This is a genomic window from Pseudomonas sp. FSL W7-0098, assembly GCF_005930585.1.
Taxonomy (GTDB): domain Bacteria; phylum Pseudomonadota; class Gammaproteobacteria; order Pseudomonadales; family Pseudomonadaceae; genus Aquipseudomonas; species Aquipseudomonas bubulae.
Genome location: NZ_RXHW01000006.1, coordinates 71,987 through 97,929 on the forward strand (window position 1 = coordinate 71,987; position 25,943 = coordinate 97,929).

Here is a 25,943-nt window from a genome sequence, read left to right on the forward strand (position 1 = left end):
TTTAGGCCAAATGCCATCTTTTTTTGAACTATTCAAAAAACGCTTCGGTCACAGCCATTAACCATCACCGCTGGAACTCGTGTTCCAACACTCCGGGTGACGTCGCCAGTCGTGATGGAATTTGCTTTTTTAAGGAGCTTCCCAATGGAGTTGAAGACCATGATGACCCGCACTGTCAAAACCACCTCACCTCGCCTGCGCGGGCTAAAACTGGCTGCGCTGGCAATCGGCACCAGCTTCGTTCTGGCCGGTTGTGCTGGCAATCCACCTTCAGAGCAGTACGCCGTGACGCAATCGGCGGTGAACAACGCCGTGAGCGCAGGTGCCACTGAATATGCACCGGTGGAAATGAAGTCAGCCCAGGACAAGCTCAAGCAGGCCGAGCTGGCCATGCATGACAAAAAATATGACGAGGCCCGCCGCCTGTCCGAACAGGCTGAGTGGGATGCTCGCGTAGCAGAGCGCAAGGCCCAGGCAGCTAAAGCAGAGAAGGCTGTTCAGGATGCTCAGAATGCCGTTCAGCAATTGCGTCAGGAAGGCATGCGCAGCGTTCAGTAAACGCTGCCCTTTTTTGACTGCATCTGACGACACAGCATTCCTAATCGATAGAAAGGACGACATATCATGCGCAATACAGTAATGATCCCTGCCCTGTTGGCCCTGAGCGTTGGCCTGGCGGCGTGCTCGCACCAGCCCAACGTCAACCTGGAAAACGCCAAGACCAACTTCTCGGCCCTGCAAACCAACCCTGAAGCGACCAAGGTTGCAGCGCTCGAAACCAAGGACGCCAGCGAATGGCTGGACAAGGCTGAAAAGGCTTACCTGAACAAGGAAGACGAGTCCAAGGTTGACCAGCTGGCTTACCTGACCAACCAGCGTGTGGAAGTGGCCAAGCAGACCATCGCGTTGCGAACCGCTGAAAACAATCTGAAAAACGCCGGTGCGGCGCGCAACCAGGCCTTGCTCGATGCCCGTGATGCGCAGATCCAGCAACTCAAAGGCATGAACGCCAAGCAAACCGAACGCGGCACACTGGTGACCTTTGGTGATGTGCTGTTCCAGTTCGGCAAATCCGAGCTGCAACCCAACGGCATGCGCAATATCAACACCCTGGCCGAATACCTGCTGCAGAACCCGGACCGCAAGGTGATTGTCGAGGGTTACACCGACAGTGTCGGTTCGGCGGCTTTCAACCAGACCCTGTCCGAGCGCCGTGCCCAGTCGGTGCGTAATGCACTGGTGCGCAAAGGCGTAGACCCTACCCGCATCGTGGCGCAGGGCTATGGCAAAGAATACCCGGTGGCCAGCAACAGCACCGATTCTGGCCGCGCCCAGAACCGCCGCGTTGAAGTGACCATCTCCAACGACAACCAGCCGGTTGCTCCGCGTTCAACCATGAAGTAAGACATGAAAAAGCCCCGCCTGAGTAATCAGGCGGGGCTTTTTTTTGCGCAAATATATCTACAACTGTGGGAGCGGGCTTGCTCGCGATGCAGACAGCGCGGTTCGTCAGGCATACCGAGGCGATTCAATCGCGAGCAAGCCCGCTCCCACAACAGAACGTTACTGCTCCAGCTTCGGCGTTTCCTGGCCCAGGCAACGTACGGCCTGTTTCTTGTTGTTGACCAGCACACCGGTCAGGCCTTTTTGCTCGGTATCGAACAAGACGATGATGCCGTCGATGCACTGCGCCACCTGGTTGGCCGGCGTGAGCGAAACCTTATAGTCCTCCCCCGGGATAGTCTTGAGCATGGTGAAGTCGCTGAGCAGCAAGGCGTCCTCGGGCTTGGCAAAATGCAGGTAACCGTAGTACCACAGGGCGCCCACGGTGCCGATGATGCTGCAGATACCGGTGATGATCAGGGGGATGGCGTTGCGTTCTTCACTCATTGTTGGCTCTCGGATTCAAGTTCGGTGTTCGGTGACGCGGGGTAATTGGCAATTTCGCCCAGGCGCCGCACGCCATTGAAATGTTGCGGGTCATCCAGGTAACGCAGCATTACCTGACGCCAGGTCGGGTCGGCAAACGTCTGTACATGGCCGCCACGGGTCAGTTGCAGCACCTTGGGCGGTGGCGCAGCCTGGTACAGGCGCAGGCCATTGGAAAGCGGCACGATGGGATCATCGAGGCTGTGGAAGATCAGCATCGGCGTGTCGCCCATGTTCGGTATCGCGTAAAGAGCACTGTCGGCATCCGGTACCAGCCAGGACAGCGGCACCTGCAGCGGCCAGGTCAGCCAGGACGTACTCAGGGCAAACTGCCCCACTTCGCGGTAACTGGCCGGCACGCCATCGAGCACCACCGCCTTGACTCGCGCGCGCTGCTGCGGGTGCTCGCTCAGGTAGTGGATGCCCATGGCGCCGCCCAGGCTTTGCCCCAGCACAATCAGCGGCAGGCCCCGGGCTTGCGGCTCATGCTGCAACCAGTCAAAAGCGGCATCGATGTCCTGATACACCGCCGGCAGCCCGGGCTCTCCTTGGGACAGGCCGTAACCGCGATAGTCGAGCATCAGCACTTGATAACCCTGCTCCGGCAACCAGGCAGTGGCGCCGAGATGGTAAGCCAGGTTGCCGCCATTGCCGTGCAGATGCAGCACCGTGCCCTTGAGCGGCACGCCTTTCTTGGCCGGTAGCCACCAACCGTGCAGGCGCGTGCCATCGGCGGCAGTCAGGGTGACATCGCTATAATCCAGGCCAGCGGCCTTCGGGGTAACCGGCTGGCCGGGCTCAGGGTAGAACAACAGGGAACTGCATCCGCTGAGGGTCAACAGCAGGCAGAGTGCAGCCAGGGTTTTCATCAGAACGATTCGCCTGAACGAGTGAGTGTGGGAGCGGGCTTGCTCGCGATGGCATCGACGCGGTTCAACTGAAACACCGCAGCGCCTGTATCGCGAGCAAGCCCGCTCCCACAGGGTTCACAAAATGTTGGAGTAATCCGCTTCGATACGGTCAAGGCTCAAATGGTTGAGGAAGTTGCTGAAGCACATCCAGGCCGAGAGCGCGTTCATGTCGCGGAACTGGTCCGGCAGATACTTGGGCGCTACCACCAGGCCTTCATCTACCAACTGACGCAGGGTTCGCATGTCCTCCAGGGTGGTCTTGCCACAGAACAGCAGCGGCACTTGTTCCAGCTTGCCTTTGCGTACGGCCAGCTGAATGTAGTTGTAAACCATGATGAAGCCCTTGAGGTAGGACAAGTCTTTGGTGAATGGCAGTCCATTTGGCACCGACCCACGGAAAACCCGACTCGCGTTGCCATAACTTTCTGGCATCTCGAAGCCTTGCTCGCGGAAAAACTCGTACACCTGCATGAAATCTGCGCCCTCCTCCACCATATGGATGGCGCGGGTTCGGTTGGTCAGTTTGCGCAGGCGACTGGGGTAGGAGGCAAAGGTGATGATCTCCATCAGGATTGCCAGACCTTCCTGGGTCACGGTGGAAGAAGGCGGCCCCTTGGACAGGAAGGTGCAGATCGGCTGGTTCAGGCCATTGAGCGTGGTGCCCACATGCACCAGCCCTTCGTGGACTTCGAGGGCGCGCACGTCGCGTTCGTTGAACATCGCATCGGTACGGATCTTGATGTAGTCGGCACCCGCCGCCGCATCTGCCACGATACCGTCGGACTCGAACACGCGGATGGTTTCTTCAGCCTCGCCAAACACCTTGTTCAGGCGGCTTTGCAGCAGATTCACGGCATCCTTGGCGGTCAGGATCTTGGCTTCGTCCTTGAGCGCCCCGCGCCCGTCGATGTTGTCCAGGTAATCGGACATCATCAGGCCCAGGTCAGCCAGGGTCGGATCGCCAGCATGAAACGCATCGGAAGCTGCGCCATACAGCTCCTGGGAAATAAGCCCGAAATCCTCGGTGCCACGGGCTTCGAGCATGCGCACCACCATGCGGTATTCCTTGCACATGCGCCGCATGATCTGCCCGACCGGGTTGAATTGCCCCAACTGGCGGGTGATATCCCGCTCGATGTTCTGGAACTCGGACTTCACCGCCGCCGAATCAAAAGCCAGTGGCCGGCCCAGGTAATAGTCGCGATCAACTGCAGGCATGGCCTTGCCTTTGGCCTTTAAAAAGCCCTGGCGGATGCTGTCATCCCACTTCACCGCATCCAGCACGCGGATCGGTGTCTGTGCCAGCACGATGCGGTCAGACAAGGTGCGTATCGTGCGCTGGTAGTCGTCCACCGGCAGCTTCCTTCAGTTAACAGCGTTATTTGGCCACACGTTTATAGCGGGCCGCTTCGACAAATACGTCGGAATTGGCCGGGTCATCCAGATAGGCAAAGACTTCAGCCGACGGGCTTTTGATCAGGGTACCCGTCCCTTCAGCGGTTTCCACAGGCTCACCGTTCAATGCGGACTGGCCAATGGCCTGCTTGATCTGATCCAGGTCAAGATCGTAGATCACCAGTTCGCCGTTATCGGTCAGCTCAAATCCGCTGAGGGTATGGTTGCCGCCCAGTTTGGCCGGTATCGCGGCCGAGGCATACCAGCGGCTGCCGTGGCGGGCGACGATAAAGACATAGCGCTCACGGGCCTTGGGTTCGCCCTTGGGGTAAACGACGGCCTGGTAGCGTGTTTTGTCGATGGCACTGATATCGAGATTGCGTGCCTGGCCCCAGGCATCCTTGCTGATCCATTTGCCCAGCAGCTGTTTGGGTGCCGGCTGCGCCTCGATCGGGGCCTGGCTGAAGGTCACCAGACAGCCGTTCAACATCAAAAACGACAATGCCATAAGCATCACGCGCCAAACTTTCATGCCTGCATCCTTCTATAGAGCGGCCAACACCAAGTGCATGTAACGCGTAAGAATAGCCAGACGGTCGTCATCCGCCTCGGGCTGCGCGCCATCAAGTAGGGCCTGATATTCCATCCGACCGATAATCGCCGTCAAGACTTTGGCATCCTGCTGAGGTTGTGTGGAGCCTAGCACTTCGAAGATCTGCCCGGCACCCTGCAGGAAAATCTGCTGATGGGCACGTACCAGCACCGCCAGCCGCGGGTTGATCAATGCGGCCTGATGAAAAGCTTGCTCGGCCATCAACTGGTCGCGGCGGGTGAGCAGTTGGCGCTGAAGGTAATCGGCGGTCATCCGTGCAATATCATCGGCCAGCAGCCCCCGCGCCCGGTGGCTGCCATCGCCCTGGGCCATCATTTCCCGCAACTTGCCTTCGGTGCCCTGCCACAGCTTGGCCATAAAGGCCGCACTGCGCTCCACATACTGGGCGAAGGTGTCGTTGATCAGGTCATCGATATCCTTGAAGTAATACGTGGTTGCCGACAACGGCACCCCCGCTTCGGCGGCCACCGCCCGATGGCGCACGCCCCGCACGCCGTCGCGTATGACGATGCGCATGGCAGCATCGAGAATCAACTGGCGGCGCTGCTCGCTGCCATGCCGGCTGGCCTTGCGACCCTGGTATTCGACACTTTGGGCAAGCGCCACCGCAACATTTGCTGCGCCTTGAGGAGGCATCACAGATTCCTTCTGAATTGAGCGGCGTTACCGAAACTGTGGGAGCGAGCCTGCTCGCGAAAGCCACCTTCGCGAGCAGGCTCGCTCCCACAAACTCTCCTGATTATTCTGCTGGCTGCATGCCAGGCAATAAAAAGCCGCCTTTAACGGCGGCTTCTTATTCTGCATCGTTACGCTTGCGGGCGCATATGCGGGAACAGGATCACGTCGCGAATCGACGGTGAGTTGGTCAACAACATCACCAGACGGTCGATACCGATACCTTCACCGGCAGTCGGCGGCATGCCGTATTCCAGGGCGCGGACGAAGTCGGCATCGTAGTGCATGGCTTCGTCGTCACCGGCGTCCTTGTCGGCTACCTGTGCCATGAAGCGCTCTGCCTGGTCTTCTGCGTCATTAAGCTCGGAGTAGGCGTTGGCGATTTCACGGCCACCGATGAACAGCTCAAAACGGTCAGTAACGTTCGGGTTCTCGTCGTTGCGACGGGCCAGCGGCGACACTTCGAACGGGTACTGGGTAATGAAGTGCGGTTGCTCCAGCTTGTGCTCGACCAACTCTTCAAAAATCATCACTTGCAGCTTGCCCAGACCTTCGAAGCCCAGCACCTTGGCGCCGGCTTTCTTGGCGATGGCGCGAGCCTTGTCGATGTCGTTGAGGTCGTCAGCGGTCAGCTCGGGGTTGTACTTGAGGATCGAGTCGAATACCGACAGTCGCACAAACGGTTCGCCAAAGTGGAACACCTTGTCACCGTACGGTACGTCTGTAGTGCCCAGAACCAGCTGCGCCAGTTCACGGAACAGCTCTTCGGTCAGGTCCATGTTGTCTTCGTAGTCGGCGTAAGCCTGGTAGAACTCCAACATGGTGAATTCAGGGTTGTGACGGGTCGACACGCCTTCGTTACGGAAGTTGCGGTTGATCTCGAACACTTTCTCGAAACCACCCACCACCAGACGCTTGAGGAACAGTTCCGGCGCGATGCGCAGGTACATGTCCATGTCCAGGGCATTGTGGTGGGTTTCAAACGGCTTGGCCGCAGCGCCACCCGGGATGGTTTGCAGCATCGGCGTTTCGACTTCCAGGAAGTCGCGTGCCATCAGGAAGCTGCGAATGTGGGCAATCACTTGCGAACGTACACGGAAGGTGTGACGCACGTCTTCGTTAACGATCAAGTCAACGTAACGCTGGCGATAGCGCTGCTCGGTGTCGGTCAGGCCGTGGTGCTTGTCCGGCAGCGGACGCAGGGATTTGGTCAGCAGGCGCACGCTGGTCATTTCAACGTACAGGTCACCTTTGCCGGAGCGGGCCAGGGTGCCTTCAGCGGCAATGATGTCGCCCAGGTCCCAGGTTTTTACTTCGGCCAGGGTTTCTTCCGGCAGGGTCTTGCGGTTGACGTAGACCTGGATGCGACCGGTCATGTCCTGGATCACCATGAACGAGCCACGGTTAAGCATGATGCGACCGGCAACCTTCACCGGAATGGCGGCTTCGGCCAGCTCTTCCTTGGACGCTTGCGCATACTTCTTCTGCAGGTCAGCGCAGAGGCTGTCACGGCGGAAGTCATTCGGGAAGGCATTGCCCTTGGCACGCACGGCAGCAAGCTTTTCCTTGCGCAGGGCGATCAGGGCATTTTCTTCCTGTTGCAGGTCTTGCGGGTCGAGTTGTTGGTCGCTCATGTCTTTAAAAATTCCATCACAGTTCTGTTGCCCCCGCCTTGCGGCAGGGGGAAGCGGGCTTTGGCGCGCCCTCTGGGCATCGCACTGGCTTCGCACACGTTTTGTTGCCGACTTACAGCCCTTGTTTCAGGCTGGCTATCAGGTATTCGTCGATATCGCCGTCGAGCACCTTGTCGCAGTCGCTGCGCTCGATATTGGTACGCAAATCCTTGATCCGCGAGGCGTCGAGAACGTACGAGCGGATCTGATGACCCCAGCCGATGTCCGACTTGGTGTCTTCCAGGGCCTGGGAAGCGGCATTGCGCTTCTGGATTTCCTGCTCGTAAAGACGCGCCCGCAGCATTTTCATCGCGGTGTCTTTGTTCGCATGCTGGGAACGTTCGTTCTGGCAGCTCACCACGGTATTGGTCGGCACGTGAGTGATACGTACGGCCGAGTCAGTGGTGTTTACGTGCTGACCACCCGCTCCGGAGGAGCGATAGGTATCGATCCGCAGGTCAGAGGGGTTGATGTCGATTTCGATGTTGTCATCGATTTCCGGCGAAACGAATACAGCCGAAAACGAGGTATGACGACGGTTGCCCGAATCGTACGGGCTTTTGCGTACCAGACGATGGACGCCAATCTCGGTGCGCAACCAACCAAATGCGTATTCGCCTTTGATATGAACGGTTGCACCCTTGATACCGGCAACTTCACCGGCGGACAGTTCCATGATGGTGGCATCGAAGCCGCGCTTGTCGGCCCAACGCAAATACATCCGCAGCAGGATATTGGCCCAGTCTTGCGCTTCGGTGCCACCGGAGCCAGCCTGGATGTCCAGGTACGCGTTGTTGGCATCCATCTCACCACTGAACATGCGGCGGAATTCGAGTTTTTCAAGGGCTTCGCGCAGGCGTTCAACTTCAGCGGCCACGTCATCGACGGCGCCCTGGTCTTCTTCCTCGGCGGCCATCAACAGCAGGTCTTTGGCATCGGCCAGGCCTGTGTGCATCTCATCGAGGGTTTCAACGATCTGCGCCAGCAGGGAGCGCTCGCGCCCCAGTTCCTGGGCGTATGCAGGGTTGTTCCAGACACTCGGATCTTCAAGCTCGCGATTGACTTCGGTCAGACGCTCATGCTTTTGATCGTAGTCAAAGATACCCCCGAATGGTTTCGGAGCGCTCTGACAGGTCCTTGATGCTGTTAAGGATCGGGTTGATTTCCATGGCTGGCGGCACTCTCAGGCGATTTTTACAAAGCCGGGGAGTATACCGTAAACCGAGCGTATCAGCAGCCCGCCTGGCGGGGTTATGTGGCCAGTGACAACAGGTCGCAAGCCTTCTTCGATGAGCGATACGTCGCATACGATTATGGGCACAGAATTACATCTGAAAGACGAGGCCATCTCAGCCGTACGACAAGTTTGAATACTACATAGGAATAATTACCCAATTTGAGAGAAAAGTACTACACGCCAAATAATTGCACTTAAAAACCTGCACCGCTATACCTACAACACACTTACAACACCTGATTACCTGATACCCACACGCCATATCCGAACAACCAATAATTAAATGGCAGCCCCATGTCGAACTTAGCGAACGGTCACTCATTCGGTATAGCGACCCCCCACTTCAAGTCCTCGATGATGGCCATGCAGGCCTATCTAACATCAGGGGCGACCCCGCATGCCGTATTAAGTGCAGCCGTGTCACTGACGTATAACCTCCCGCACTTATGCGGTCTGGGAGGCGACGCAATTATCATGCAATCAACCCCCCATAACCTGGCCATCTTCAACGGAACGGGCAGAACAGGGTTTCACCAGCATCACGACAACTACTTGCATAAAGGCCTTGTATCAATTCCTCGCAGAGGGATTTACAGCACCATGATCTATGGCTGCCCTTCAGCTTATGATCGTTATACACGCCTACATGACATCGACTTGAACGGCGTATTTAAACACCTGCACGACAATGACTTGAAACATGGCGTGGTGGCATCCAGCAGTTTGATTCAGGCGTTTGATAACAGCACTAAAGACTCACTCAGGCAGACACGATTTTCACAATGGAACAAATACTTTATTCAACAGCAAGATCCAGCGCCCTTCTACCGTCAAACCCTGGCCACTTTGGCGCGTGAAGGTTTTGCATCCATGTACAGGGGGCAGTTGGCGGCGCAGGTATTTGACGCGCTGTCGACCTGCGACCCGCATTTGTATACACCTGAAGATTTTTCCGACTTTACCCCTAACCCCTCAGAAGTAAAAAAAACCACCTTCATGCACGCCAATGTCACGGCGCATGGCAGTAACAGCCCATGGAAAGAGCTGTTCCTGCTCTTGAAAGTCTACCAGTGGAGTGCCGAAGACACGGCCTTGCTCACACCGGCACAGCTCTGTACGGCAGCCGGGCTGATCGACAGCTGGGTGGCATCGCCGCTGTCTTCAGAGACGCACAGCGATGACAGCCTGAGCCAACAGGCCGCCCTGATCTATCAACAGCTCAAATTCGACAACCCCGAACCTGTGCCTCAATTGTCCAAACCCTCCCACACCATCTTTATGGCATGTGCCGAGGCCGACGGGACCCTGACCGGCATAACCAACTCGATCTTTACCCCCCTGGGGTCACTGTTCGAGATCGATGACACAGGCATTATCCTGAGCAACCGGGCATTCTCATTCAATGGCCCCCATCTGGGTTCGACCTTCAAAGGCAACACAGCCGCCAAACACACCACCAACTGCGTGCGCGTCACCACCGATCACCTGGAATTTATCATTGGTACATCCGGGGGGCCTGTGCAGTCCCAGACACTGGCGTACGTCATCTACAAAATTATCGCTGAGCAATGCCCGGTTCAAACCGCCCTGTCGAGCCCGCGCTTTGCCAATCTGGGCCGGCACCCGAAGACAAACGGCATTACCTATTTAAGCGAATCCGCACAAACGAACCCGATATTTACCTGTACTCACGGGCTATCCGATAAATTCGGGGTGGTACAGCTGGCTGGCATCAACACCCTGACCGGTCAGGTTTTCGCCGCTGCAGACCCTCGTGGCAGCGGTGTGGCGCTGGCGGTATGAAGGCTCACGTTTGCGGTTCAGGCCATGCAGCCATACTGACTGTCGCCAGTGCTTTCTTTCTGGAAGTACTGGATGCAACCATCATGCTGATGGCCATCATCCCCATGGCCAACGACCTGGGCGCCAGCATCAGCGGCGTGACACTGTCACTGGCCACCTATCTACTGGCCCTGGTCTTGTTCCTGCCCCTGAGCGGGCATTTGTTCAACCGTTTCGCGCTTGCCCAACAATTCCTGTGCGGCCTGGCGATTTTTTGCCTCGCCTCCCTGGCCTGCGCCATCAGCCAGAATATTTACCTGCTGTGCATCGCCCGCCTTGTCCAGGGCTTTGGCAGTGCGTTGGTGGTACCTGCCGGACGAGCCTTGATCCTGGCCAACACCCCGAAGATTGCCATTCCCAAAACCATGGCCTGGCTGATTGCGCCTGCGCTCGTCGCCCCGATGGTTGCCCCCTATATGGCCAACCTGCTGTTAAACATCGGCAACTGGCGACTGATTTTTGCCTCTATCGGACTCTTTGCCGCAGGATTGATTATTGCCTGCCGCATCACCCTGTACTCACTGCCTGCCCCTGAAACCCCGCGTTTACAGCTTGATAAACATGCCTACGCACTATGGGCACTGTCCTCATCGGCCTTGTTCATGATGTTTATGGCGGCTTCGAATAACTGGCTCTTCTGCAGCGTTCTGGCCGCAGGTGCAATGCTCTATGGCAGCAAACGGCTGTGCACTAGGCTGCACCAGCACGCGAAGGCGCAATTGTTTGATTTGTCCTTGCTCAATGATCCAGCGTTCAAGTTCAACATTTTCTCCGGCAGTTTGTTCCGTATCAGCATTTATGCATTTCCAACGCTGCTGATTATTCACCTCATGAAAAACTCGAATTATTCGCCCGTTTCGATTGGCCACTGCCTGTTGTTTATTTTTGCCGGCAACCTTGTTTCAAAATCCGTGGCAGCCCGGCTATTAACGGGCTGCCGCTGCCTGAAACGCTATTTCATCTATTCGGCACTGACGACATCCGTCACGTTGGGCCTGTTTCTTTTCCCGCCACTGCTCAACCAACTACCGGCACTGTGGTTGATGTGTTTTCTACACGGTTGCGCACGCTCATTTCAATTTCTCGGCTACTCATCCACCGCACTGCGCAATGTGCAACAGCACCGCATGCATCACGCCAATATCCTGATCAGTTCGGTGATGCAACACAACGCCCTGATCGGCCAGGCAGTACCTGCACTTCTGAGTGCTTTCTTTATTCCCGAACACCTGCCGTTCTTCACGATCGGCATGTCCACCGTGACGCTTGCGTCACTTCTTACCGTGCTGGGCGCACTGCGCCTGCCCAACTCAAACAGGAGCCATATCGACCCCATGCACTTCAAGTCCGATTAACGGAAAACCTGGGTATGTCCCGTACTCATGTGGTGTTACGCAAGGAGCTGAAGATGAAAGCATTGACGTTGAAAACCACCGTTGAAATTCCGATAGAGGGCGTTCCTCAACTCACCCGATTTGTGTCCTTTGAAGGTGTCGATAAAGAACACTTCGCGCTATTGATTGGTGACTGTCAAACCACTCCCGTACTCACCCGGGTTCATTCCGAGTGCCTGACAGGCGATGTATTCGGCTCAAAGCGTTGCGATTGCGGCGCCCAGCTCAAAGAAGCCCTGTCGCAAATAGCCGCGCGAGGGGGTGGCGTATTGATCTATCTGCGCCAGGAGGGGCGCGGTATTGGCCTGTACTCCAAGTTCGATGCTTACCTGCTGCAAAACCAGGGCATAGATACCTTCACTGCCAACGAGATGCTCGGGTACGCCGATGACTTGAGAGAGTTTGAAAGTGCGGGGGCCATGCTCAAGGCCCTGCATATTCATCATATCGACCTGATTACCAACAACCCGGCAAAAATCCTGGCCCTGGAAAATTGCGATATCACCATCAATACCACCCTGCCCTCCGGGGTTTTCCTGACCGTCGAAAACGAGGACTACCTGCGCAGCAAAATCAATAAAAAACACCATACGATCAACTTGAAAAACAAAAAATGGTGATCGCAATGAGCACTTACATTCTGAATTTTTCACCTACAGGCATGCTACCGACAAAGCAGATGAACCCCCACACACCCATCAGCACCTCAGAAATTATCGACGATGTATTGATGGCCGCCGAACTGGGTGCGTCCATTGCGCACCTGCACGCCAGGGATCAAAAAACCGGCGAACCGACCTGCGACCTCAACACATTTGCCACTCTCTTCGAAGGCATCAGAAAATATAATAAACAACTGATTTTATGCGCCTCACTCAGTGGTCGAAACATTTCCGATCCAACTCTCAGAGCGCTGCCCCTGTCATTGGACGGTGACGCAAAACCCGATATGGGTTCATTGACCTTGTCGTCCATGAACTTTTCCACGCAGCCCAGCATTAATGCCCCGGCGACAATCAACTACCTCGCCGAACAAATGGCGCTAAAAGGCATCTCGCCCGAGGTTGAGATATTTGATAGCGGCATGTCGAACTACCTGCATTGCCTGATCAAAAAATCGTTAATGCCGCCCACTGTCTACGCCAATATTTTGCTGGGCAATATTTTTGGCGCACAGCCCAGTTTTGCGCACATGGCAGCCATTACCAGCTCACTGCCGGGCAATGTCGTCAGTTCTTTCGCCGGGCTGGGCAGCTATCAACTGCGCAGCAATACCCTGGCTCTCGCCTCTGGTCATGGCATCCGCATCGGCCTTGAAGACAATATCTGGCTCGACCATAAACGCACCACCCTGGCGAGTAATCGCAGCCTGCTCGAGCGCATCACCGCCATTGCCAACCTGCAGGAGTTGACACCCGCCACCCCCAGGCAGGTCAGGGAACAACTAGGACTGCAACCTGGACAAGGTCGCTATGGCTTGCCCCCTATCGTTGACTGATACGAGGAAACAGAAAATGGAGAATGTCTGGTTTACTCCCGAAAATTATCAACGCACCTCCAAAAACCTGCAGAGACGCTGTTTGAAACTATTGCTGTCGTTCGCTCCCCCCCAAGGCACATTGCTGGATGTCGGGTGCGGAACCGGTAATACCCTGCTCTTCACGGACAAAGAAAAGATTGAGCAGTACGTGGGCATTGATATTTCCGCTGACATGATTGCGTACGCCAACCGCGCTCATGCAGCACCCAATATCAGATTTATGGTCAGCGACTTCCTGGACTGTTCCCTCGAACACTGGCCAGCGTTTGACGCAGCCGTCTGTGCCGCCTGCCTGCATTGGTTTATTCCCAACGAACAAACCGTTATCGATAAATTATTCAGGGCTTTGAAACCGGGCGGTTACTTATATTTATCCTGTGCGTTCGACTTCGATTATGTACAAGGTGAGCGATCGATCCAGGAGCGGGTGCTGACCGCTATCCGCCAGCAATACCCCTGTATTGCCGAGCCCGTGGTATTCGATGATTTCAGGTTCAACAGGCACTCCCTTGTCACGGCACTTCACGGTTTCGAGATCATTCGCTCGCACCGTATCGAGGAACCCGTGCACTTCAAGACGTTTGAAGATTTCAGGGATTGGCACCTGGGTAGCGGCTCCGTGGTCTATGGCCAGTTCGAAGAAAGCGTCCGCGACCTGGCAATCGCCGCTTACTATCAAAAACTCTATGAGCACTATTGCGCCGCAGAATACAAAACCGCGTATTCCACTGGCTTGATGCTGCTTAAAAGGAGGGCTGCCTGATGTATACCGGAATTGTTCAAGGCACTGCCCGGGTGCTGTCGGTGCACACGCAGGCTGGGCACAAACGTATCGTCCTGGCCCAGAAAGCCTCTCTATTCGAAAACGTTGATATCGGTGCCAGCGTGTCGGTCAACGGCACCTGCCTGACCGTCGTTGCCTACTCTGCAGGCACCGCGACGTTTGATATTTCTCACAGAACGGCCGAAATCACGACACTCAAACACTTGAGTATCGATGAGCAGGTCAATATTGAACGCTCACATCGAACTGGCGATGAGAATGGCGGGCACGCACTGTACGGCCATGTTGAAAGTACCGCGCAGGTCGTGTCGTGGCAGCCACTGGGCGAAACGGTGACTGCGCAACTCCAGCTGGATGCGTCGACCTTTGCCTACCTGTTCAAAAAGGGTTTTGTCGGTATGCATGGCTGCAGCCTCACCATCGATAGCCTGGATGAAGAGCGGCACTGGGTGACGGTCAACCTGATTGCGCAAACACTCGCCCTGACCAATTTGAGCAGCTTGCGGGTGGGCGACCGGGTCAATATCGAAATCGACCAGACCACCCGCACCCTGGTGGATACCCTTAGGACTACCCTGGCCCGCCTGCTCCCGGGAAACCTGTAGCGTGCGGCAAAGCAGTCATCGTTGATGCCATCGCGCGCAGGCTCGCTCCCACGACAGTGCTGTAAGCACTCCGGCTGTGTGAACGACACAAAACCTGTGGAAGCTGGCTTGCCTGCGATGCAAGCGACAAGGTCTTGAGAGCAATCACTCAATACCCACCTGATTACGCCCATTCTTCTTGGCCAGGTAAAGCCCCTTGTCCGCCGCCGAAATCAGCTCACGGCAGTTGCTACCCTGCTGCGGGGTCATGGTCGACAGGCCAATACTGATGGTCAGGCTGGAGCCTGCTGTCGGCGAAATATGCGGGATTTTCATCGCTTCAACCGCCATGCGCAGTTTTTCTGCCACCAGCCGCGCGCCGCCCTGGGAAGTGTTGGGCAGTACAATGGCAAATTCCTCACCGCCATAACGGGCCGGCAAGTCAGATGGCCGGCTGCTGGCATCACGGATGCCCGCCGCCACCTTGCGCAACGCTTCATCGCCGTCCAGATGGCCAAATGAGTCGTTGTATGATTTGAAGTAATCAACATCGATCATCAACAACGACAATTGGTTCTGCTCACGCATGGCGCGACGCCATTCCAGCTCAAGGTATTCATCAAAGTGGCGGCGGTTGGACAGCCCGGTCAGGCCATCGGAGTTCATCAGCCGTTGCAGCACCAGATTGGTGTCCAGCAATTGCTGTTGGCTGACCCGTAGCGCACGGTAGGCAGCATCACGCTGCAACAGCGTCATGTAGGAGCGCGAGTGATAGCGGATACGCGCCACCAGTTCGATGTTGTCCGGCAGCTTCACCAGGTAATCATTGGCCCCGGCCGAGAACGCCGCGCTTTTGATCAACGGGTCCTCTTTGGTGGACAACACGATAATCGGGATATTTTGCGTCGCCGGGTGGTTGCGGTATTCGCGCACCAGGCTCAAGCCGTCCAGGCCCGGCATCACCAGATCCTGCAAAATCACCGTCGGCTTGATGCGGATAGCCTGGGCAATGGCCTGGTGCGGGTCGGCACAGAAGTGAAAATCAATGTTCTGTTCAAGGGCCAACCCTCGGCGCACGGCTTCGCCGATCATTGCCTGATCGTCTACCAGCAACACCATGGCCGCGTTTTCATCAGTTTTAACGTCGTCCAACTGCAAGTCGCTCATGCGCGTTCACCTGAATTACTGCCTTCAAGCCACTCTTGCCGGGTTCTACCAGTCATTTGGCAAATTTCTCCAGCAAGCGTGGCGCAATCTTGTCCAATGGGCGAATCTCGACTGCGGCATCGATGGCCGCTGCCGCTTTGGGCATTCCGTACACCGAGCTGCTCTGCTGATCCTGGGCAATGGTGAGAAACCCCTGCTGGCGCATGAGTTTAAGACCTTGAGCCCCGTCACGCCCCATGCCGGTCAACAGCACTCCCACCGCTTCACCATTCCAGTAGCGGGCAACACTTTCAAAAAAAACATCGATCGATGGCCGATAAATCTCATTGACCGGCTCGGCGGTGTAAGCCAGCGTGCCATTTTTCAATAGCCTGATATGGTGATTGGTGCCCGCCAGCAGCACAGTGCCCACCTGCGGCGTCTCCCCGTCGCGGGCCAGGCGCACATCAAGTCCGCACGAAGTGCTCAGCCACTCGGCCATACCTGCAGCAAACACCTGATCAACGTGCTGAACCAGTACGATAGCTGCCTCAAAGTTTCTCGGCAGACCTTTAAGCAGGGTTTCAAGTGCAGCCGGACCACCTGCCGACGAACCGATGGCCACCAGCCCTGCCCGCACACCCGGTACACGAGCATGGGTCACTACCGGCTTGACCCGTTTCTCACTCTGCCCCATCAACCAGCCAACATTGAGTATCTTGCGCAGCAAAGGCGCCGCCGCCTCTCTGGGGTTGCTGCCGCCCAGCACGGGGGTATCCACCACATCCAGCGCACCAAAGCCCATGGCCTCAAAAACACGGTGCACATTCTGCTCGCGGTCGATGGTGACAATCACAATCGCACAAGGGCTTTCAGCCATGATCCGGCGCGTGGCCTCGACGCCGTCCATGACCGGCATGATCAAGTCCATCAGAATCAGGTCCGGGGTGTTCTCGGCGCACAGGCGCACCGCCTCCTGACCATCACCGGCAACCCAGATCACATGGTGCGCGGGTTCGAACGCCAGCGCCCGGCGCAAGGCCTCAACCGCCAGGGGCATATCGTTGACGATGGCGATTCTCATGTCTGGGCTCCACCAATGAGTTCAACCACTGCGTCGAGCAGGGCATCGTCATGGAAACTCGCTTTGGCTAGATAATAGTCGGCGCCTGCATCCAGGCCGCGCCGACGGTCTTCTTCACGATCTTTGTACGACACCACCATCACCGGCATTGATTGCAATCGGTTATCGCGACGCAACAGGGTAACCAGTTCGATGCCATCCATGCGCGGCATATCGATGTCGGTAATCAACAAATCGAAATGTTCGGCACGCAGCGCGTTCCAGCCGTCCATGCCGTCAACCGCCACAGCCACTTCATAACCACGGTTGATCAGCAACTTGCGTTGCAGTTCGCGCACCGTCAATGAGTCATCCACCACCAGAATACGTTTGCGGGTCAATTCGGCGGTGTGCCGGTTACGCCGGTCGATACGCTCAAGACGCCCGGTATTAAGCAGTTTGTCTACCGAACGCAGCATGTCTTCGACATCTACGATCAGCACCGGTGAACCATCATCCAGCAAGGCCCCGGCGGAAATGTCCTGGACCTTGCCCAGACGCGGATCAAGGGGCAGGACCACCAGGGTGCGCTCACCGATAAAGCGCTCAACGGCCACGCCATAGACCGCGTCGCGTTCGCGAATCACCACCACCTTGAGGGTTTCGTCATCGCTCTGGCTGGCAGGGCGCTGCAACAATTGGCTGGCGGCAACCAGCCCCACATGGCGGCCTTCATGCCAGAAGTGCTGACGGCCTTCGAGCTGCACGATGTCGTCGGGCTCAAGGTCGCGCATGCGCTCGATATGGGCCAGCGGGAAGGCATAGGCTTCGTCGGCCACTTCAACCACCAGGCTGCGCACCACCGACAGAGTCAACGGCACTTCAAGATGGAAGCGGCTGCCATGCTGGGGGGTGTGCTCCAGCACAATGGCACCGCGCAACAGGCGCACCATATGCTGTACGGCATCCAGCCCCACACCGCGCCCCGATACTTCGGTGACGGTGTCGCGCAGACTGAAACCGGGTAAAAACAGAAAGGTCAGCAGCTCTTCTTCGCTCAGTTGCGCCACCGTCTCCTCGGTGGACAACTGACGCTCGACGATGGTGCGACGCAAACGGTCCAGATCGACACCGGCACCGTCATCGCTCAACTCCAGCACCAGCAGACCGGCCTGATGGGAGATGCGCAGGCGGATCAGGCCTTCGGCCGGTTTACCCGCCAGCAAGCGCTGTTCCGGGGTTTCAATACCGTGGTCGACGGCATTGCGCAATAAATGGATCAAGGGTGCTTCGAGCTTTTCCAGCACGTCGCGGTCAACCTGGGTTTTCTCGCCTTCGATTTCCAGGCGGATCTGCTTGCCCAGGGCGCGACCCAAATCACGCACCATGCGCTCCTGCCCGACCAGCACATCGGCGAAGGGCCGCATGCGACACGCCAGTGCAGTGTCGTAGAGCAATTGCGCACGCTGGCCAGCCTGCCAGCAAAATTCGTCAAGTTCGGCGGTCTGCTCGCTGAGCAGGTGCTGGGACTCGGCCAGCATCTGCCGGGCATCGACCAGTGCCTGCTCGGCTTCATGGCTGATGCCCGAGACCTTGAGGTGTTCATTGAGCGTGTCCATGGCCCGCAAGTTGGTGCTTTGCATGCGTTTAAGCCGTTGCAATGTCACCAGAAAGGGCTTGAGGCGCTGGGTTTCCACCAGGGATTTGCTCGACAGATCGAGCAGGCTGTTAAGGCGCTGGGCCGTGACCCGCAGTACCCGCTCGCCGCTTTCGGTCAGACGCTGGGGGCGACGTGCTGGCTCCGCTGCCGGCTCGGCTGGCACCTCGACCTGACGCTCAACCACAGGTTCTGGCGCAAATTCGGGTACTGCTGGCGAGGGCATCAACAACAGCTGCGACACGTCAAATTCGGGCGGCGCCACCCGCGCACCGGGGGCAGACGGATCCAGCAGCTCATTCATGTGCGCCACATAGGCGTCGATGTCGTGAGGCGTGACAGTGTTGCCGGGGGTGGCAATGCGCATCAGCAGGTCGGTACCTTGCAACAAGGCATCAATGTGTTCGCGTTGCAGGTACAAACGGCCTTCCTGGGCACTGACCAGGCAGTCTTCCATGACATGGGACACGCTGACCCCGGCATCCACCCCGACAATCCGGGCTGCGCCCTTGAGCGAGTGGGCCGCGCGCATGCAGGCTTCCAGCTGGTCAGCCTGGGTCGGGTTGCGTTCCAGCGCCAGCAGGCCTTCGTTGAGCACCTGGGTTTGCGCCTCGGCCTCCAGGCTGAACAGCTCAAGCAGCGAGGCGTCGCGCATTTGCTCGGGGGTCATGTCAGGCTCCGGGTGATTGCGCTCAACAGTTGCTCTTCATCCAGTAAACGCAGGCTGCGGGTTTTCCACTGCAGCACACCCCGGGTGTATTTGGCGCTGACATGCTCGCCGGAGAGCGATGCAGCATTGATGTCGCCCTCGGCAATATTATGAATGCCATCCACCTCATCCACCGGCAGTACCACGGCTCCACCGTGGGCGGCCACAATCAGCATGCGCGGCATCACCCGCTGCGATGAGGCTCCCGGCGTGGCAGGGTCAAGCCCCAGCAGTTCAACCAGCGACAGGCACGGCACCAGAGTGCCGCGCACATTGGCCACACCGCGCAAGGCCCGGGAACGCTGGTGCGGCAGGGAGTGAATGGTTTGCATCGGTGCCACTTCATCCAGGCAACGCGTGGGCAGCCCCAGCCACTCCTCACTCAGGCGGAAAATCACCAGTGAGCAGGTTGCAACCTTTTGCTCATGGGCCTGCGGGGCATAAAGCTCCTGGCTTTGCTGCTCAAATGAATAGCGGTCGAGCAAACGGGTCGCGGCAGCAGCATACGTGTCGCAGTTGCGGCAATGGATATGCTGGGGCAGCAACGGGCAGCTTTTGTCACCGTAGATGCCAATGCGGTTCCAGCAGTCATCAATGGCCTGCGCTTCGGAGTGAATCAAGCTCTGTGCTGCTAAAGCGCTCATTGTTTACGCTCACTTTGAGTGGAACGCCCGTTACGGGCTGCGCGCTCGTGCAAGCGCCGGGCGCCTGCTTCATCGCCTTGTGAAGCCAACAGCGCTGCCAGATGGGCCAGCGCTTCCGAATGCTGGGGTTCCAGGTACAGCGCCTTGCGATAGAAGCCCTGGGCCTCTGAGGTCTGGCCCTGCACATCGCTGAGCAGGCCCAACCAGTAAAACACCTCGGCCTGCGGGTCATGCCGCTGCAAGAACTGTTCGCAGACCGCACGCGCCTCAAGGCTTTTGCCTTCATTGGCCAGGCTGGCAATCTGTTCAAGCAACAGACCCGGCCCATCCACTGGCGAAGCCGATTTTTGCCCGATCGGGGCTTGCGCGCGCGGGGCAAAAGGCCGGCTGGCCGGTGTCGGCACAGGCGCTGGCGCTTTTGGTCGTGCCAGTGGCTTGAGTTCGGCAAGCACAGGGCGCGCTGCCGGCAATGGCTCATGATTGTGGCAAAAGGCAAACGACTGCGGAGCACCGATCGAACGCATGCCCAGCCGGTTGAGCAAGCTGCCTTCGGCCGGACCTATAAATAAAACACCATCATCACGGGTCAGGCGCTTGAGCACATCCAGGGCCTGCTGCTGGGTTTTAAGATCAAAGTAGATCAACAGGTTGCGGCAGAACACAAAGTCATAAGGCTCGTGGCTGGCGAGCAGTATCGGATCCAGCAGATTGCCTGCGGTGAAGCTGACCTGCCCGCAGACCCGCTCCGACAACTGATAACCATCGCTCTCGACACAGAAGTAGCGCTCACGAAAATCTGTTGGCTGGCCTCGAAAGGAGTTTTTGCCATACAGCGCGTTTTGCGCACGCTGCACCGAAAGCGGACTGACATCCAGGGCGTCGACCTTGAATTGGTGTGCAGCAAAGCCGGCATCGAACAGTGCCATGGCAATCGAATACGGCTCTTCGCCGGTCGAACACGGCAGACTCAGGATACGCAACGGGCGTCGGCTGCCGATTTCCGCCAGGCGCTGCCTGGCCAGGCGGCCCAGGGTGGCAAAGGATTCGGGGTAACGGAAGAACCAGGTCTCGGGCACGATCACCGATTCGATCAGGGCTTGCTGTTCATCCTGGGAACTGAGCAGGCGCTGCCAGTAGCGATCGTTATCAGCCATGCCCAATGCAATGCAGCGCTGGCGTACGGCACGTTCGATAATCGCCGGGCCGACCGATGCCACATCCAGGCCGATGCGCTGCTTCAAATAGTCAAAAAAACGCTGATCAAGACTCATGGCGCCACCTGGACGCAGGTGTCATCTTCGCCCTGGGCAAAAAGCAGAGCAGATACCGCAGGGCTGAGCAGATCGTCGACACTTAACCACTGCAACAGCCCGGCCTCATCTTTGCGCACCGGTCCCAGGTAAGGCGCATCGCGGTTATCGACACCGTAGGGCTGAAACTCCGCCGGATCGCAGCGCAAAGTGTCACTGGCCTGTTCAAGCAGCAGGCCGAGCAATTGCCCGCGATAATTGACCAGCACCAGCCGGGTGCTGGTGCGGGCTACGGCGGCGGTGCCAAAGGTCATGGCACTGATATCGATCACCGGAACCATTCGATCACGATGAGCAAAAACCCCCGCTACCCACTCGGGGGCATGGGCTATGGGCTTGAGAGGCAAGCGCGGCAACACTTCGACCACATCGCCAGCGGCCAGTGCATAGCGCTCGTTACCAATATAAAACACCAGAAACAGGCGTTTTTGCGACACCTTGGCGCCCGGTTTTTTGGCTGAAAGCTCGCTCATCAGACTTTGAAACGCGAAACGCCGCTGCGCAACCCAACGGCAACCTGACTCAATTCGTCGATCGCGAAGCTGGCCTGACGCAGGGACTCAACGGTCTGGCTGCTGGCATCACCCAATTGCACTAGCGCAAGGTTGATCTGCTCGGCACCGGTAGCCTGAGCCTGCATGCCTTCATTGACCATCAGTACACGCGGCGCCAGGGCCTGAACCTGATGGATGATCTGCGACAGCTGCTCGCCCACTTGCTGCACTTCGGACATGCCGCGGCGTACTTCTTCAGAGAACTTGTCCATGCCCATCACGCCCGCCGACACTGCCGACTGAATCTCGCGCACCATCTGCTCGATATCGTAGGTAGCCACGGCAGTCTGGTCGGCCAAACGGCGCACTTCGGTAGCAACCACAGCAAAACCGCGGCCGTATTCACCGGCTTTTTCAGCTTCAATGGCCGCGTTAAGCGACAGCAAATTGGTCTGGTCGGCGACCTTGACGATGGTCACCACCACCTGGTTGATGTTACCGGCCTTCTCGTTGAGGATGGCCAGTTTGGCGTTGACCAGATCGGCAGCCCCCATCACCGAGTGCATGGTTTCTTCCATGCGGGCCAGGCCCTGCTGCCCGGAACCGGCCAGGATCGAAGCCTGGTCGGCTGCCGAGGTCACTTCGGTCATGGTGCGCACCAGATCACGGGACGTGGCGGCAATTTCCCGGGAAGTTGCACCTATTTCCGTAGTGGTGGCTGCGGTTTCAGTGGCTGTGGCCTGTTGTTGCTTGGAGGTAGCGGCAATTTCCGTAACCGACGTAGTGACCTGCACCGAAGAGCGCTGGGCCTGGGACACCAACGTAGTCAGCTCGGCCATCATGTCGTTGAAGCCGGTTTCCACCGCGCCAAACTCGTCCTTGCGCTCCAGATTCAAGCGCGAGCTCAGGTCACCGGAACGCATCACTTCCAGAATCGTGACGATACGCTGCATCGGCGACATGATTGCGCGCAGCAACAGGAAGCCACACAGCGCTGCTGCAAGTACGGCAATAACCAGGGAAATGATCATGCTGATCTTGGCAGTCAATACGGCGTGCCCAATATTGTCAGTGGCGAGCTTGGCCGACTCGCTGTTGCCTTCAATGATGCTGTTGAGCAACTTGCGGCCTTCCATCCAGGCTGGAGCCAGTTGCTCACTAAGCACCTTGTGGGCCTGGGCGTAATCCTTGTTCTGATAGAGATCAAGAATTTTCGCCAACACCACGCCGTACTCTCCATGCAGACGCTCGAAGTCGTCGAAGTGGGCCCTGTCTTCACCTTCAAAAATAGTGCCGCGATAGTTATCCAGTTCTTTGTTCAAGCGGTCTTCGTAGCTGGCGTACAACTTGCGGTCTTCGTTGGTCAGGTCACGCTGATTAAGCGAGCCCACCAGCTCCAGGGTCAGGACATAGCTGTCGACCCAGGCGCTACGAATCATCGAACTGTAATAGACCCCGGGAATCGAGTCGGTTTGCACCTTTTCTTCACTGGTTTCGATCGACAGCAGGCGCGAGTAAGACGCAACAACCATCAGCAGCATAATGGCGATGATTACAGCAAAGCTCGCCAAGATGCGTTGGCGTAACGTCCAGTTCTTCACAGTCGATCCTCGGGTGCCATTCAAATGAAGGTGAGTATAGCCGAGGGTAAGCAATGATTCGTACAGGCGTTGAGACAGATCTCACAGCAATAGACAAAAATTCCTACATGCAAAACTTCAAACCTGTGGGGGGCTGTTGTCAAAACATCAATGCATTGGTCAGGTCGCCCATGGGCGCTTGCCCCCGCGCCTTCATGGCATCGTCACGCTGCTTGAGGCCATCCAGCACTTCCAGCTGATGCACCCGGCTAATCAGGCGCAGAATCGAAGCGGTGTCATACACCGTGTGATCCACCGTCCCCTTGCGTGCGAAAGGTGATACCACCAGAGCCGGAATCCTTGTACCCGGCCCCCAGCGATCACCTTTGGGCGGTGCAACGTGATCCCACCAGCCACCGTTTTCGTCCACGGTAAGCACGATCACCATGTTTTGCCATTGCGGGCTGTTGCGCAGCACTTTGAGCACACGGTCAAGGTGCCGGTCACCGGCAGCCACATCGGCATAGCCAGCGTGCAGGTTGAGGTTGCCCTGAGGCTTGTAGAAACTCACGGCAGGCAGGCTGCCAGCCTCGGCGTCAGCCAGAAAGCGGTTGCTGCCGGACTCATCGCCCAGGCCTGCGTCGCGCAGGCGCTTGCTGCGCTCCTGCGGGTTCTGCGGACCTTGTTGAACAAAGTAGTTGAATGGCTGGTGGTGGTACTGGAAGTTGGGGATCTTGGGGATCCCTTCCGAGCCCTTGAACTGCTCCAGCGTGGCCTGCCAGGCCCCCGCGTACCAGGCCCAGTCAATGTTCTTTTTGCTCAGTTTGTCGCCGATATGCTCATGGCTTTGTGGCACCAGTACGCTTGGCAGGTCGGGCTTGGCATAGTCGGGACGCTCGGGGTCGCGGATCCAGGTCGGCCAGTAAGGCGGCGCCATGGTGTTGACTGCAAAACCGTCCGGAGTAAGAGCGCTGGGGCCGAACTGCGCGGCGCCGGTCATGGCGCTGGCCGGGGATTTGTCCAGAGCCTTCAAGCGTGTACCGGCAGGGTCATCGCCCTGCAAAACAGCAATCTGCGCCTCGGCAACAGAGGTATTCGCGTTCGGATAGAACGGCACCGCTGCGCTGATCAGGTATTGGTGGTTAAGGAACGAACCGCCAAAAGCCCCCTGGAAGAAGTTGTCGCACAGTACGAATTCACGGGCTACGTCCCACAGACGCAGCGAATACTGCGACTGGGCGTAGTAACCCATGGGCAAGCCGCCGGAATCCCCCCAGGCCACGAACTGGTCGTTCTTGCCATCGTTGATCTGCATCTGGTTCTGATAGAACACGTGCCACAGGTCGCGGGTCACCAGATTCAACGGCAGATCTTGCTGATTCGGCCCTTTCAGCGCGAAGGGGGCGTTGGGCAGGCTCTCCTGAAACTGCTCACCCGGCGCATAGGTCACGCCATCTACCGTCTGCGGTCCCACTTGCAGCAGCCCGCCCCATATCGGTGGCAGGGTCTGTAGCAGGCTGCCATCACGGTCGCGTTGCTGGTAGTCGGCGGGTTTGAGGGCCGACAACGGCTTCTCGACACCGGGGAAGTTTGCAAACAGGTTGTTGAAGCTGCGGTTCTCGGCATAGATCACCACGATGGTCTTGACCTGTTCGTGGAGCTTTTTGTCCAGCTCGGCCGGGGTCAGCGGTTGCGGCCTGACGGGGGGTTCATGCTGACTGCTGCCGCAAGCGCTCAAGGTGGCCGCGCCAACGCCCAGTGCGGCAGCACCGGCGAGGAAGCGACGGCGGCTGCTGTCGGCCGGGCGTTGGGTGTCCTGGTCTTTCTTGTCGCTCATTGCGGCTTCCTGATTACACGTAACAAATTATTTCTGGCGGGCAGGCTAACAGGGGATTATGACGGGGAAGTTGCAGTGGATCGAAGCCACGAAGCATAAAAAAACGCCCCGGGCCGTTGCGGCTCGGAGCGTCTAAAACAAGCATGTTGCGGCGCCTGCATCGTGATGCAGGCTCGCGCCCACAGAGTGCGTTAGCCCTGCGCCTGCTTGACCTGGGCTTCCAGCTCGATCTTGAGCCCCGGGTCGAGCTTGAGCTGTTTGGCCAGCTCTTCCAGATAGGCGCGCTCCATGAAATGTTCTTCATCCACCAGAATCAGGCTGGCGATATACATTTCGGCCGCGATTTCCGGGGTGCTGCCAGCTCTGGCAACCTCTGCCGGGTCCAGCGGCTTGTTCAGTTCAGCTTGCAGCCATTGGCGCAATGCAGGGTCGCCATTGAGTTTGTTCAACTCGCCATCGATCAGTTGGCGCTCACGCTCATCCACATGACCATCAGCCTTGGCAGCAGCCACCAGGGCCTTGAGGATCGCCTGGCTGTGTTGCTCCACTTGCGGCGCCGGAACACGGTCAATGGTTTGCGGCTCGGTCTGCGGTGCCGTGCCCTGATTGGCCTGCCAGTTGCCGTAGGCCTTGTAGGCCAGAACGCCCAGGGCGGCAAGGCCGCCATAGGTCAGTGCCTGACCACCGTATTTGCGCGCACTCTTGTTGCCCAGCAGCAGCCCCAGGGCACTGGCTGCCAGAGCGCCGCCACCAGCGCCGGAAAGCAGGCCGCCCAGGCCACCAGACCCGAGCAGGTCACCCAGGCCGCCTTTATCGTCACGGGAGGCGCTGCCTTGGGCGCCGGTTTTTTTCGCCAGCATCTGTTGGCCGGATTTAAGCAGTTGGTCGAGCAAACTCATAAGCATCCTCTCTTAACAGGGTCAGGG

24 protein-coding genes are annotated in these 25,943 nt (G+C 57.7%); 8 read left to right on the forward strand and 16 right to left on the reverse strand.

The genetic code is table 11. From position 1 onward, the window contains the following. Positions 1–144: 144 nt before the first annotated feature. Both FHL07_RS12800 and FHL07_RS12805 read left to right on the forward strand, forming a co-directional pair. Positions 145–558 carry a DUF4398 domain-containing protein gene (locus FHL07_RS12800; protein WP_019822131.1) on the forward strand — a complete coding sequence of 138 codons (414 nt, stop codon included), beginning with the start codon at positions 145–147 and terminating at the stop codon, positions 556–558. A gap of 66 nt (positions 559–624) precedes the next feature. Then, complete coding sequence (locus tag FHL07_RS12805) at positions 625–1,404, forward strand: OmpA family protein (RefSeq protein WP_138738569.1); 780 nt, start codon at positions 625–627, stop codon at positions 1,402–1,404. Positions 1,405–1,563: 159 nt separating this feature from the next. On the opposite strand, the gene FHL07_RS12810 is transcribed toward FHL07_RS12805, so the two are convergent. The 7 genes from FHL07_RS12810 to prfB all read right to left on the reverse strand — a co-directional run bounded on the left by FHL07_RS12810 (position 1,564) and on the right by prfB (position 8,365). After that, the gene (locus FHL07_RS12810) at positions 1,564–1,890 is read right to left on the reverse strand and encodes a hypothetical protein (protein ID WP_029611547.1); all 327 of its coding nucleotides are present in this window, start codon (positions 1,888–1,890) and stop codon (positions 1,564–1,566) included. Continuing rightward, positions 1,887–2,798 carry an alpha/beta hydrolase gene (locus tag FHL07_RS12815; RefSeq protein ID WP_138738570.1) on the reverse strand — a complete coding sequence of 304 codons (912 nt, stop codon included), beginning with the start codon at positions 2,796–2,798 and terminating at the stop codon, positions 1,887–1,889. Before FHL07_RS12815 ends, FHL07_RS12810 begins: the two co-directional genes overlap by 4 nt. Positions 2,799–2,915: 117 nt before the next feature. Continuing rightward, on the reverse strand, positions 2,916–4,193 hold the full coding sequence (locus FHL07_RS12820; protein ID WP_095001280.1) for a flavohemoglobin expression-modulating QEGLA motif protein: 1,278 nt from the start codon (positions 4,191–4,193) through the stop codon (positions 2,916–2,918). A gap of 25 nt (positions 4,194–4,218) precedes the next feature. Then, positions 4,219–4,767 (reverse strand): hypothetical protein, encoded by a 549-nt coding sequence (locus FHL07_RS12825; RefSeq protein ID WP_095001279.1) that lies wholly within the window; start codon positions 4,765–4,767, stop codon positions 4,219–4,221. 12 nt (positions 4,768–4,779) lie between these two features. Further along, entirely contained in the window at positions 4,780–5,484 is a 705-nt protein-coding gene (locus tag FHL07_RS12830) for a TetR/AcrR family transcriptional regulator (RefSeq protein WP_095001278.1), read from the reverse strand. Positions 5,485–5,654: 170 nt separating this feature from the next. After that, positions 5,655–7,157 carry a lysine--tRNA ligase gene (gene lysS, locus FHL07_RS12835; protein ID WP_095001277.1) on the reverse strand — a complete coding sequence of 501 codons (1,503 nt, stop codon included), beginning with the start codon at positions 7,155–7,157 and terminating at the stop codon, positions 5,655–5,657. A gap of 112 nt (positions 7,158–7,269) precedes the next feature. Next, positions 7,270–8,365, reverse strand: a protein-coding gene (gene prfB / locus FHL07_RS12840; protein WP_130872011.1) for a peptide chain release factor 2 whose coding sequence is annotated in 2 segments (ribosomal slippage) — positions 7,270–8,292 and positions 8,294–8,365 — 1,095 coding nt in all. Because the reading frame shifts where the segments join, the coding sequence is not laid out codon by codon here. A gap of 431 nt (positions 8,366–8,796) precedes the next feature. On the opposite strand from prfB, the gene FHL07_RS12845 reads away from it, so the two are divergent. From FHL07_RS12845 to FHL07_RS12870, 6 genes are read left to right on the forward strand one after another with little or no spacing between them, the layout of a single operon-like run. Continuing rightward, positions 8,797–10,236: a gamma-glutamyltransferase gene (locus tag FHL07_RS12845; protein ID WP_238705547.1), complete on the forward strand. Its 1,440-nt coding sequence runs from the start codon at positions 8,797–8,799 to the stop codon at positions 10,234–10,236. Continuing rightward, positions 10,233–11,630, forward strand: coding sequence for an MFS transporter (locus tag FHL07_RS12850; protein WP_138738571.1), 1,398 nt, complete (start codon positions 10,233–10,235; stop codon positions 11,628–11,630). The genes FHL07_RS12845 and FHL07_RS12850 overlap by 4 nt, the downstream gene beginning before the upstream one ends. A 14-nt stretch (positions 11,631–11,644) precedes the next feature. Next, entirely contained in the window at positions 11,645–12,289 is a 645-nt protein-coding gene (gene ribA, locus FHL07_RS12855; protein ID WP_232527636.1) for a GTP cyclohydrolase II RibA, read from the forward strand. 5 nt (positions 12,290–12,294) lie between these two features. Beyond that, complete coding sequence (locus tag FHL07_RS12860; RefSeq protein WP_095001395.1) at positions 12,295–13,167, forward strand: 3-keto-5-aminohexanoate cleavage protein; 873 nt, start codon at positions 12,295–12,297, stop codon at positions 13,165–13,167. Positions 13,168–13,183: 16 nt separating this feature from the next. Continuing rightward, the gene (locus FHL07_RS12865) at positions 13,184–13,972 is read left to right on the forward strand and encodes a class I SAM-dependent methyltransferase (protein WP_165446516.1); all 789 of its coding nucleotides are present in this window, start codon (positions 13,184–13,186) and stop codon (positions 13,970–13,972) included. Next, positions 13,972–14,598: a riboflavin synthase subunit alpha gene (locus FHL07_RS12870; RefSeq protein WP_095018188.1), complete on the forward strand. Its 627-nt coding sequence runs from the start codon at positions 13,972–13,974 to the stop codon at positions 14,596–14,598. Before FHL07_RS12865 ends, FHL07_RS12870 begins: the two co-directional genes overlap by 1 nt. A gap of 144 nt (positions 14,599–14,742) precedes the next feature. On the opposite strand, the gene FHL07_RS12875 is transcribed toward FHL07_RS12870, so the two are convergent. From FHL07_RS12875 to FHL07_RS12915, 9 genes are all read right to left on the reverse strand, one after another. Further along, positions 14,743–15,744, reverse strand: a complete 1,002-nt coding sequence (locus tag FHL07_RS12875) for a diguanylate cyclase (RefSeq protein WP_095001271.1) — start codon at positions 15,742–15,744, stop codon at positions 14,743–14,745. Between the two features lie 52 nt (positions 15,745–15,796). Beyond that, positions 15,797–16,807, reverse strand: a complete 1,011-nt coding sequence (cheB, locus tag FHL07_RS12880) for a chemotaxis response regulator protein-glutamate methylesterase (RefSeq protein ID WP_095001270.1) — start codon at positions 16,805–16,807, stop codon at positions 15,797–15,799. Next, positions 16,804–19,113, reverse strand: a complete 2,310-nt coding sequence (locus FHL07_RS12885; protein WP_095018190.1) for a hybrid sensor histidine kinase/response regulator — start codon at positions 19,111–19,113, stop codon at positions 16,804–16,806. The genes cheB and FHL07_RS12885 overlap by 4 nt, the downstream gene beginning before the upstream one ends. Then, positions 19,110–19,796, reverse strand: a complete 687-nt coding sequence (locus FHL07_RS12890; protein WP_095001268.1) for a chemotaxis protein CheW — start codon at positions 19,794–19,796, stop codon at positions 19,110–19,112. Before FHL07_RS12890 ends, FHL07_RS12885 begins: the two co-directional genes overlap by 4 nt. Beyond that, positions 19,793–21,067: a CheR family methyltransferase gene (locus tag FHL07_RS12895; protein ID WP_095018191.1), complete on the reverse strand. Its 1,275-nt coding sequence runs from the start codon at positions 21,065–21,067 to the stop codon at positions 19,793–19,795. Before FHL07_RS12895 ends, FHL07_RS12890 begins: the two co-directional genes overlap by 4 nt. Continuing rightward, the gene (locus FHL07_RS12900) at positions 21,064–21,579 is read right to left on the reverse strand and encodes a chemotaxis protein CheW (protein ID WP_095020557.1); all 516 of its coding nucleotides are present in this window, start codon (positions 21,577–21,579) and stop codon (positions 21,064–21,066) included. The genes FHL07_RS12895 and FHL07_RS12900 overlap by 4 nt, the downstream gene beginning before the upstream one ends. Next, positions 21,579–23,201: a methyl-accepting chemotaxis protein gene (locus FHL07_RS12905; RefSeq protein ID WP_095001265.1), complete on the reverse strand. Its 1,623-nt coding sequence runs from the start codon at positions 23,199–23,201 to the stop codon at positions 21,579–21,581. Before FHL07_RS12905 ends, FHL07_RS12900 begins: the two co-directional genes overlap by 1 nt. 139 nt (positions 23,202–23,340) lie before the next feature. Beyond that, the gene (locus FHL07_RS12910; protein ID WP_138738572.1) at positions 23,341–25,017 is read right to left on the reverse strand and encodes an acid phosphatase; all 1,677 of its coding nucleotides are present in this window, start codon (positions 25,015–25,017) and stop codon (positions 23,341–23,343) included. Between the two features lie 191 nt (positions 25,018–25,208). Further along, the gene (locus tag FHL07_RS12915; protein ID WP_138738573.1) at positions 25,209–25,916 is read right to left on the reverse strand and encodes a tellurite resistance TerB family protein; all 708 of its coding nucleotides are present in this window, start codon (positions 25,914–25,916) and stop codon (positions 25,209–25,211) included. Between the last annotated feature and the right edge of the window lie 27 nt (positions 25,917–25,943).

What these genes read in the sequence shown, in the direction of transcription:
- FHL07_RS12800 (WP_019822131.1), top strand. Translation starts at nt 145, where the DNA reads ATGGAGTTGAAGACCATGATGACCCGCACTGTCAAAACCACCTCACCT.
- FHL07_RS12805 (WP_138738569.1), top strand. Translation starts at nt 625, where the DNA reads ATGCGCAATACAGTAATGATCCCTGCCCTGTTGGCCCTGAGCGTTGGC.
- FHL07_RS12810 (WP_029611547.1), bottom strand. Translation starts at nt 1,890, where the DNA reads ATGAGTGAAGAACGCAACGCCATCCCCCTGATCATCACCGGTATCTGC.
- FHL07_RS12815 (WP_138738570.1), bottom strand. Translation starts at nt 2,798, where the DNA reads ATGAAAACCCTGGCTGCACTCTGCCTGCTGTTGACCCTCAGCGGATGC.
- FHL07_RS12825 (WP_095001279.1), bottom strand. Translation starts at nt 4,767, where the DNA reads ATGAAAGTTTGGCGCGTGATGCTTATGGCATTGTCGTTTTTGATGTTG.
- FHL07_RS12830 (WP_095001278.1), bottom strand. Translation starts at nt 5,484, where the DNA reads ATGCCTCCTCAAGGCGCAGCAAATGTTGCGGTGGCGCTTGCCCAAAGT.
- lysS (WP_095001277.1), bottom strand. Translation starts at nt 7,157, where the DNA reads ATGAGCGACCAACAACTCGACCCGCAAGACCTGCAACAGGAAGAAAAT.
- FHL07_RS12845 (WP_238705547.1), top strand. Translation starts at nt 8,797, where the DNA reads ATGCAGGCCTATCTAACATCAGGGGCGACCCCGCATGCCGTATTAAGT.
- FHL07_RS12850 (WP_138738571.1), top strand. Translation starts at nt 10,233, where the DNA reads ATGAAGGCTCACGTTTGCGGTTCAGGCCATGCAGCCATACTGACTGTC.
- ribA (WP_232527636.1), top strand. Translation starts at nt 11,645, where the DNA reads ATGTCCCGTACTCATGTGGTGTTACGCAAGGAGCTGAAGATGAAAGCA.
- FHL07_RS12860 (WP_095001395.1), top strand. Translation starts at nt 12,295, where the DNA reads ATGAGCACTTACATTCTGAATTTTTCACCTACAGGCATGCTACCGACA.
- FHL07_RS12865 (WP_165446516.1), top strand. Translation starts at nt 13,184, where the DNA reads ATGGAGAATGTCTGGTTTACTCCCGAAAATTATCAACGCACCTCCAAA.
- FHL07_RS12870 (WP_095018188.1), top strand. Translation starts at nt 13,972, where the DNA reads ATGTATACCGGAATTGTTCAAGGCACTGCCCGGGTGCTGTCGGTGCAC.
- FHL07_RS12875 (WP_095001271.1), bottom strand. Translation starts at nt 15,744, where the DNA reads ATGAGCGACTTGCAGTTGGACGACGTTAAAACTGATGAAAACGCGGCC.
- cheB (WP_095001270.1), bottom strand. Translation starts at nt 16,807, where the DNA reads ATGAGAATCGCCATCGTCAACGATATGCCCCTGGCGGTTGAGGCCTTG.
- FHL07_RS12885 (WP_095018190.1), bottom strand. Translation starts at nt 19,113, where the DNA reads ATGACCCCCGAGCAAATGCGCGACGCCTCGCTGCTTGAGCTGTTCAGC.
- FHL07_RS12890 (WP_095001268.1), bottom strand. Translation starts at nt 19,796, where the DNA reads ATGAGCGCTTTAGCAGCACAGAGCTTGATTCACTCCGAAGCGCAGGCC.
- FHL07_RS12895 (WP_095018191.1), bottom strand. Translation starts at nt 21,067, where the DNA reads ATGAGTCTTGATCAGCGTTTTTTTGACTATTTGAAGCAGCGCATCGGC.
- FHL07_RS12900 (WP_095020557.1), bottom strand. Translation starts at nt 21,579, where the DNA reads ATGAGCGAGCTTTCAGCCAAAAAACCGGGCGCCAAGGTGTCGCAAAAA.
- FHL07_RS12910 (WP_138738572.1), bottom strand. Translation starts at nt 25,017, where the DNA reads ATGAGCGACAAGAAAGACCAGGACACCCAACGCCCGGCCGACAGCAGC.
- FHL07_RS12915 (WP_138738573.1), bottom strand. Translation starts at nt 25,916, where the DNA reads ATGAGTTTGCTCGACCAACTGCTTAAATCCGGCCAACAGATGCTGGCG.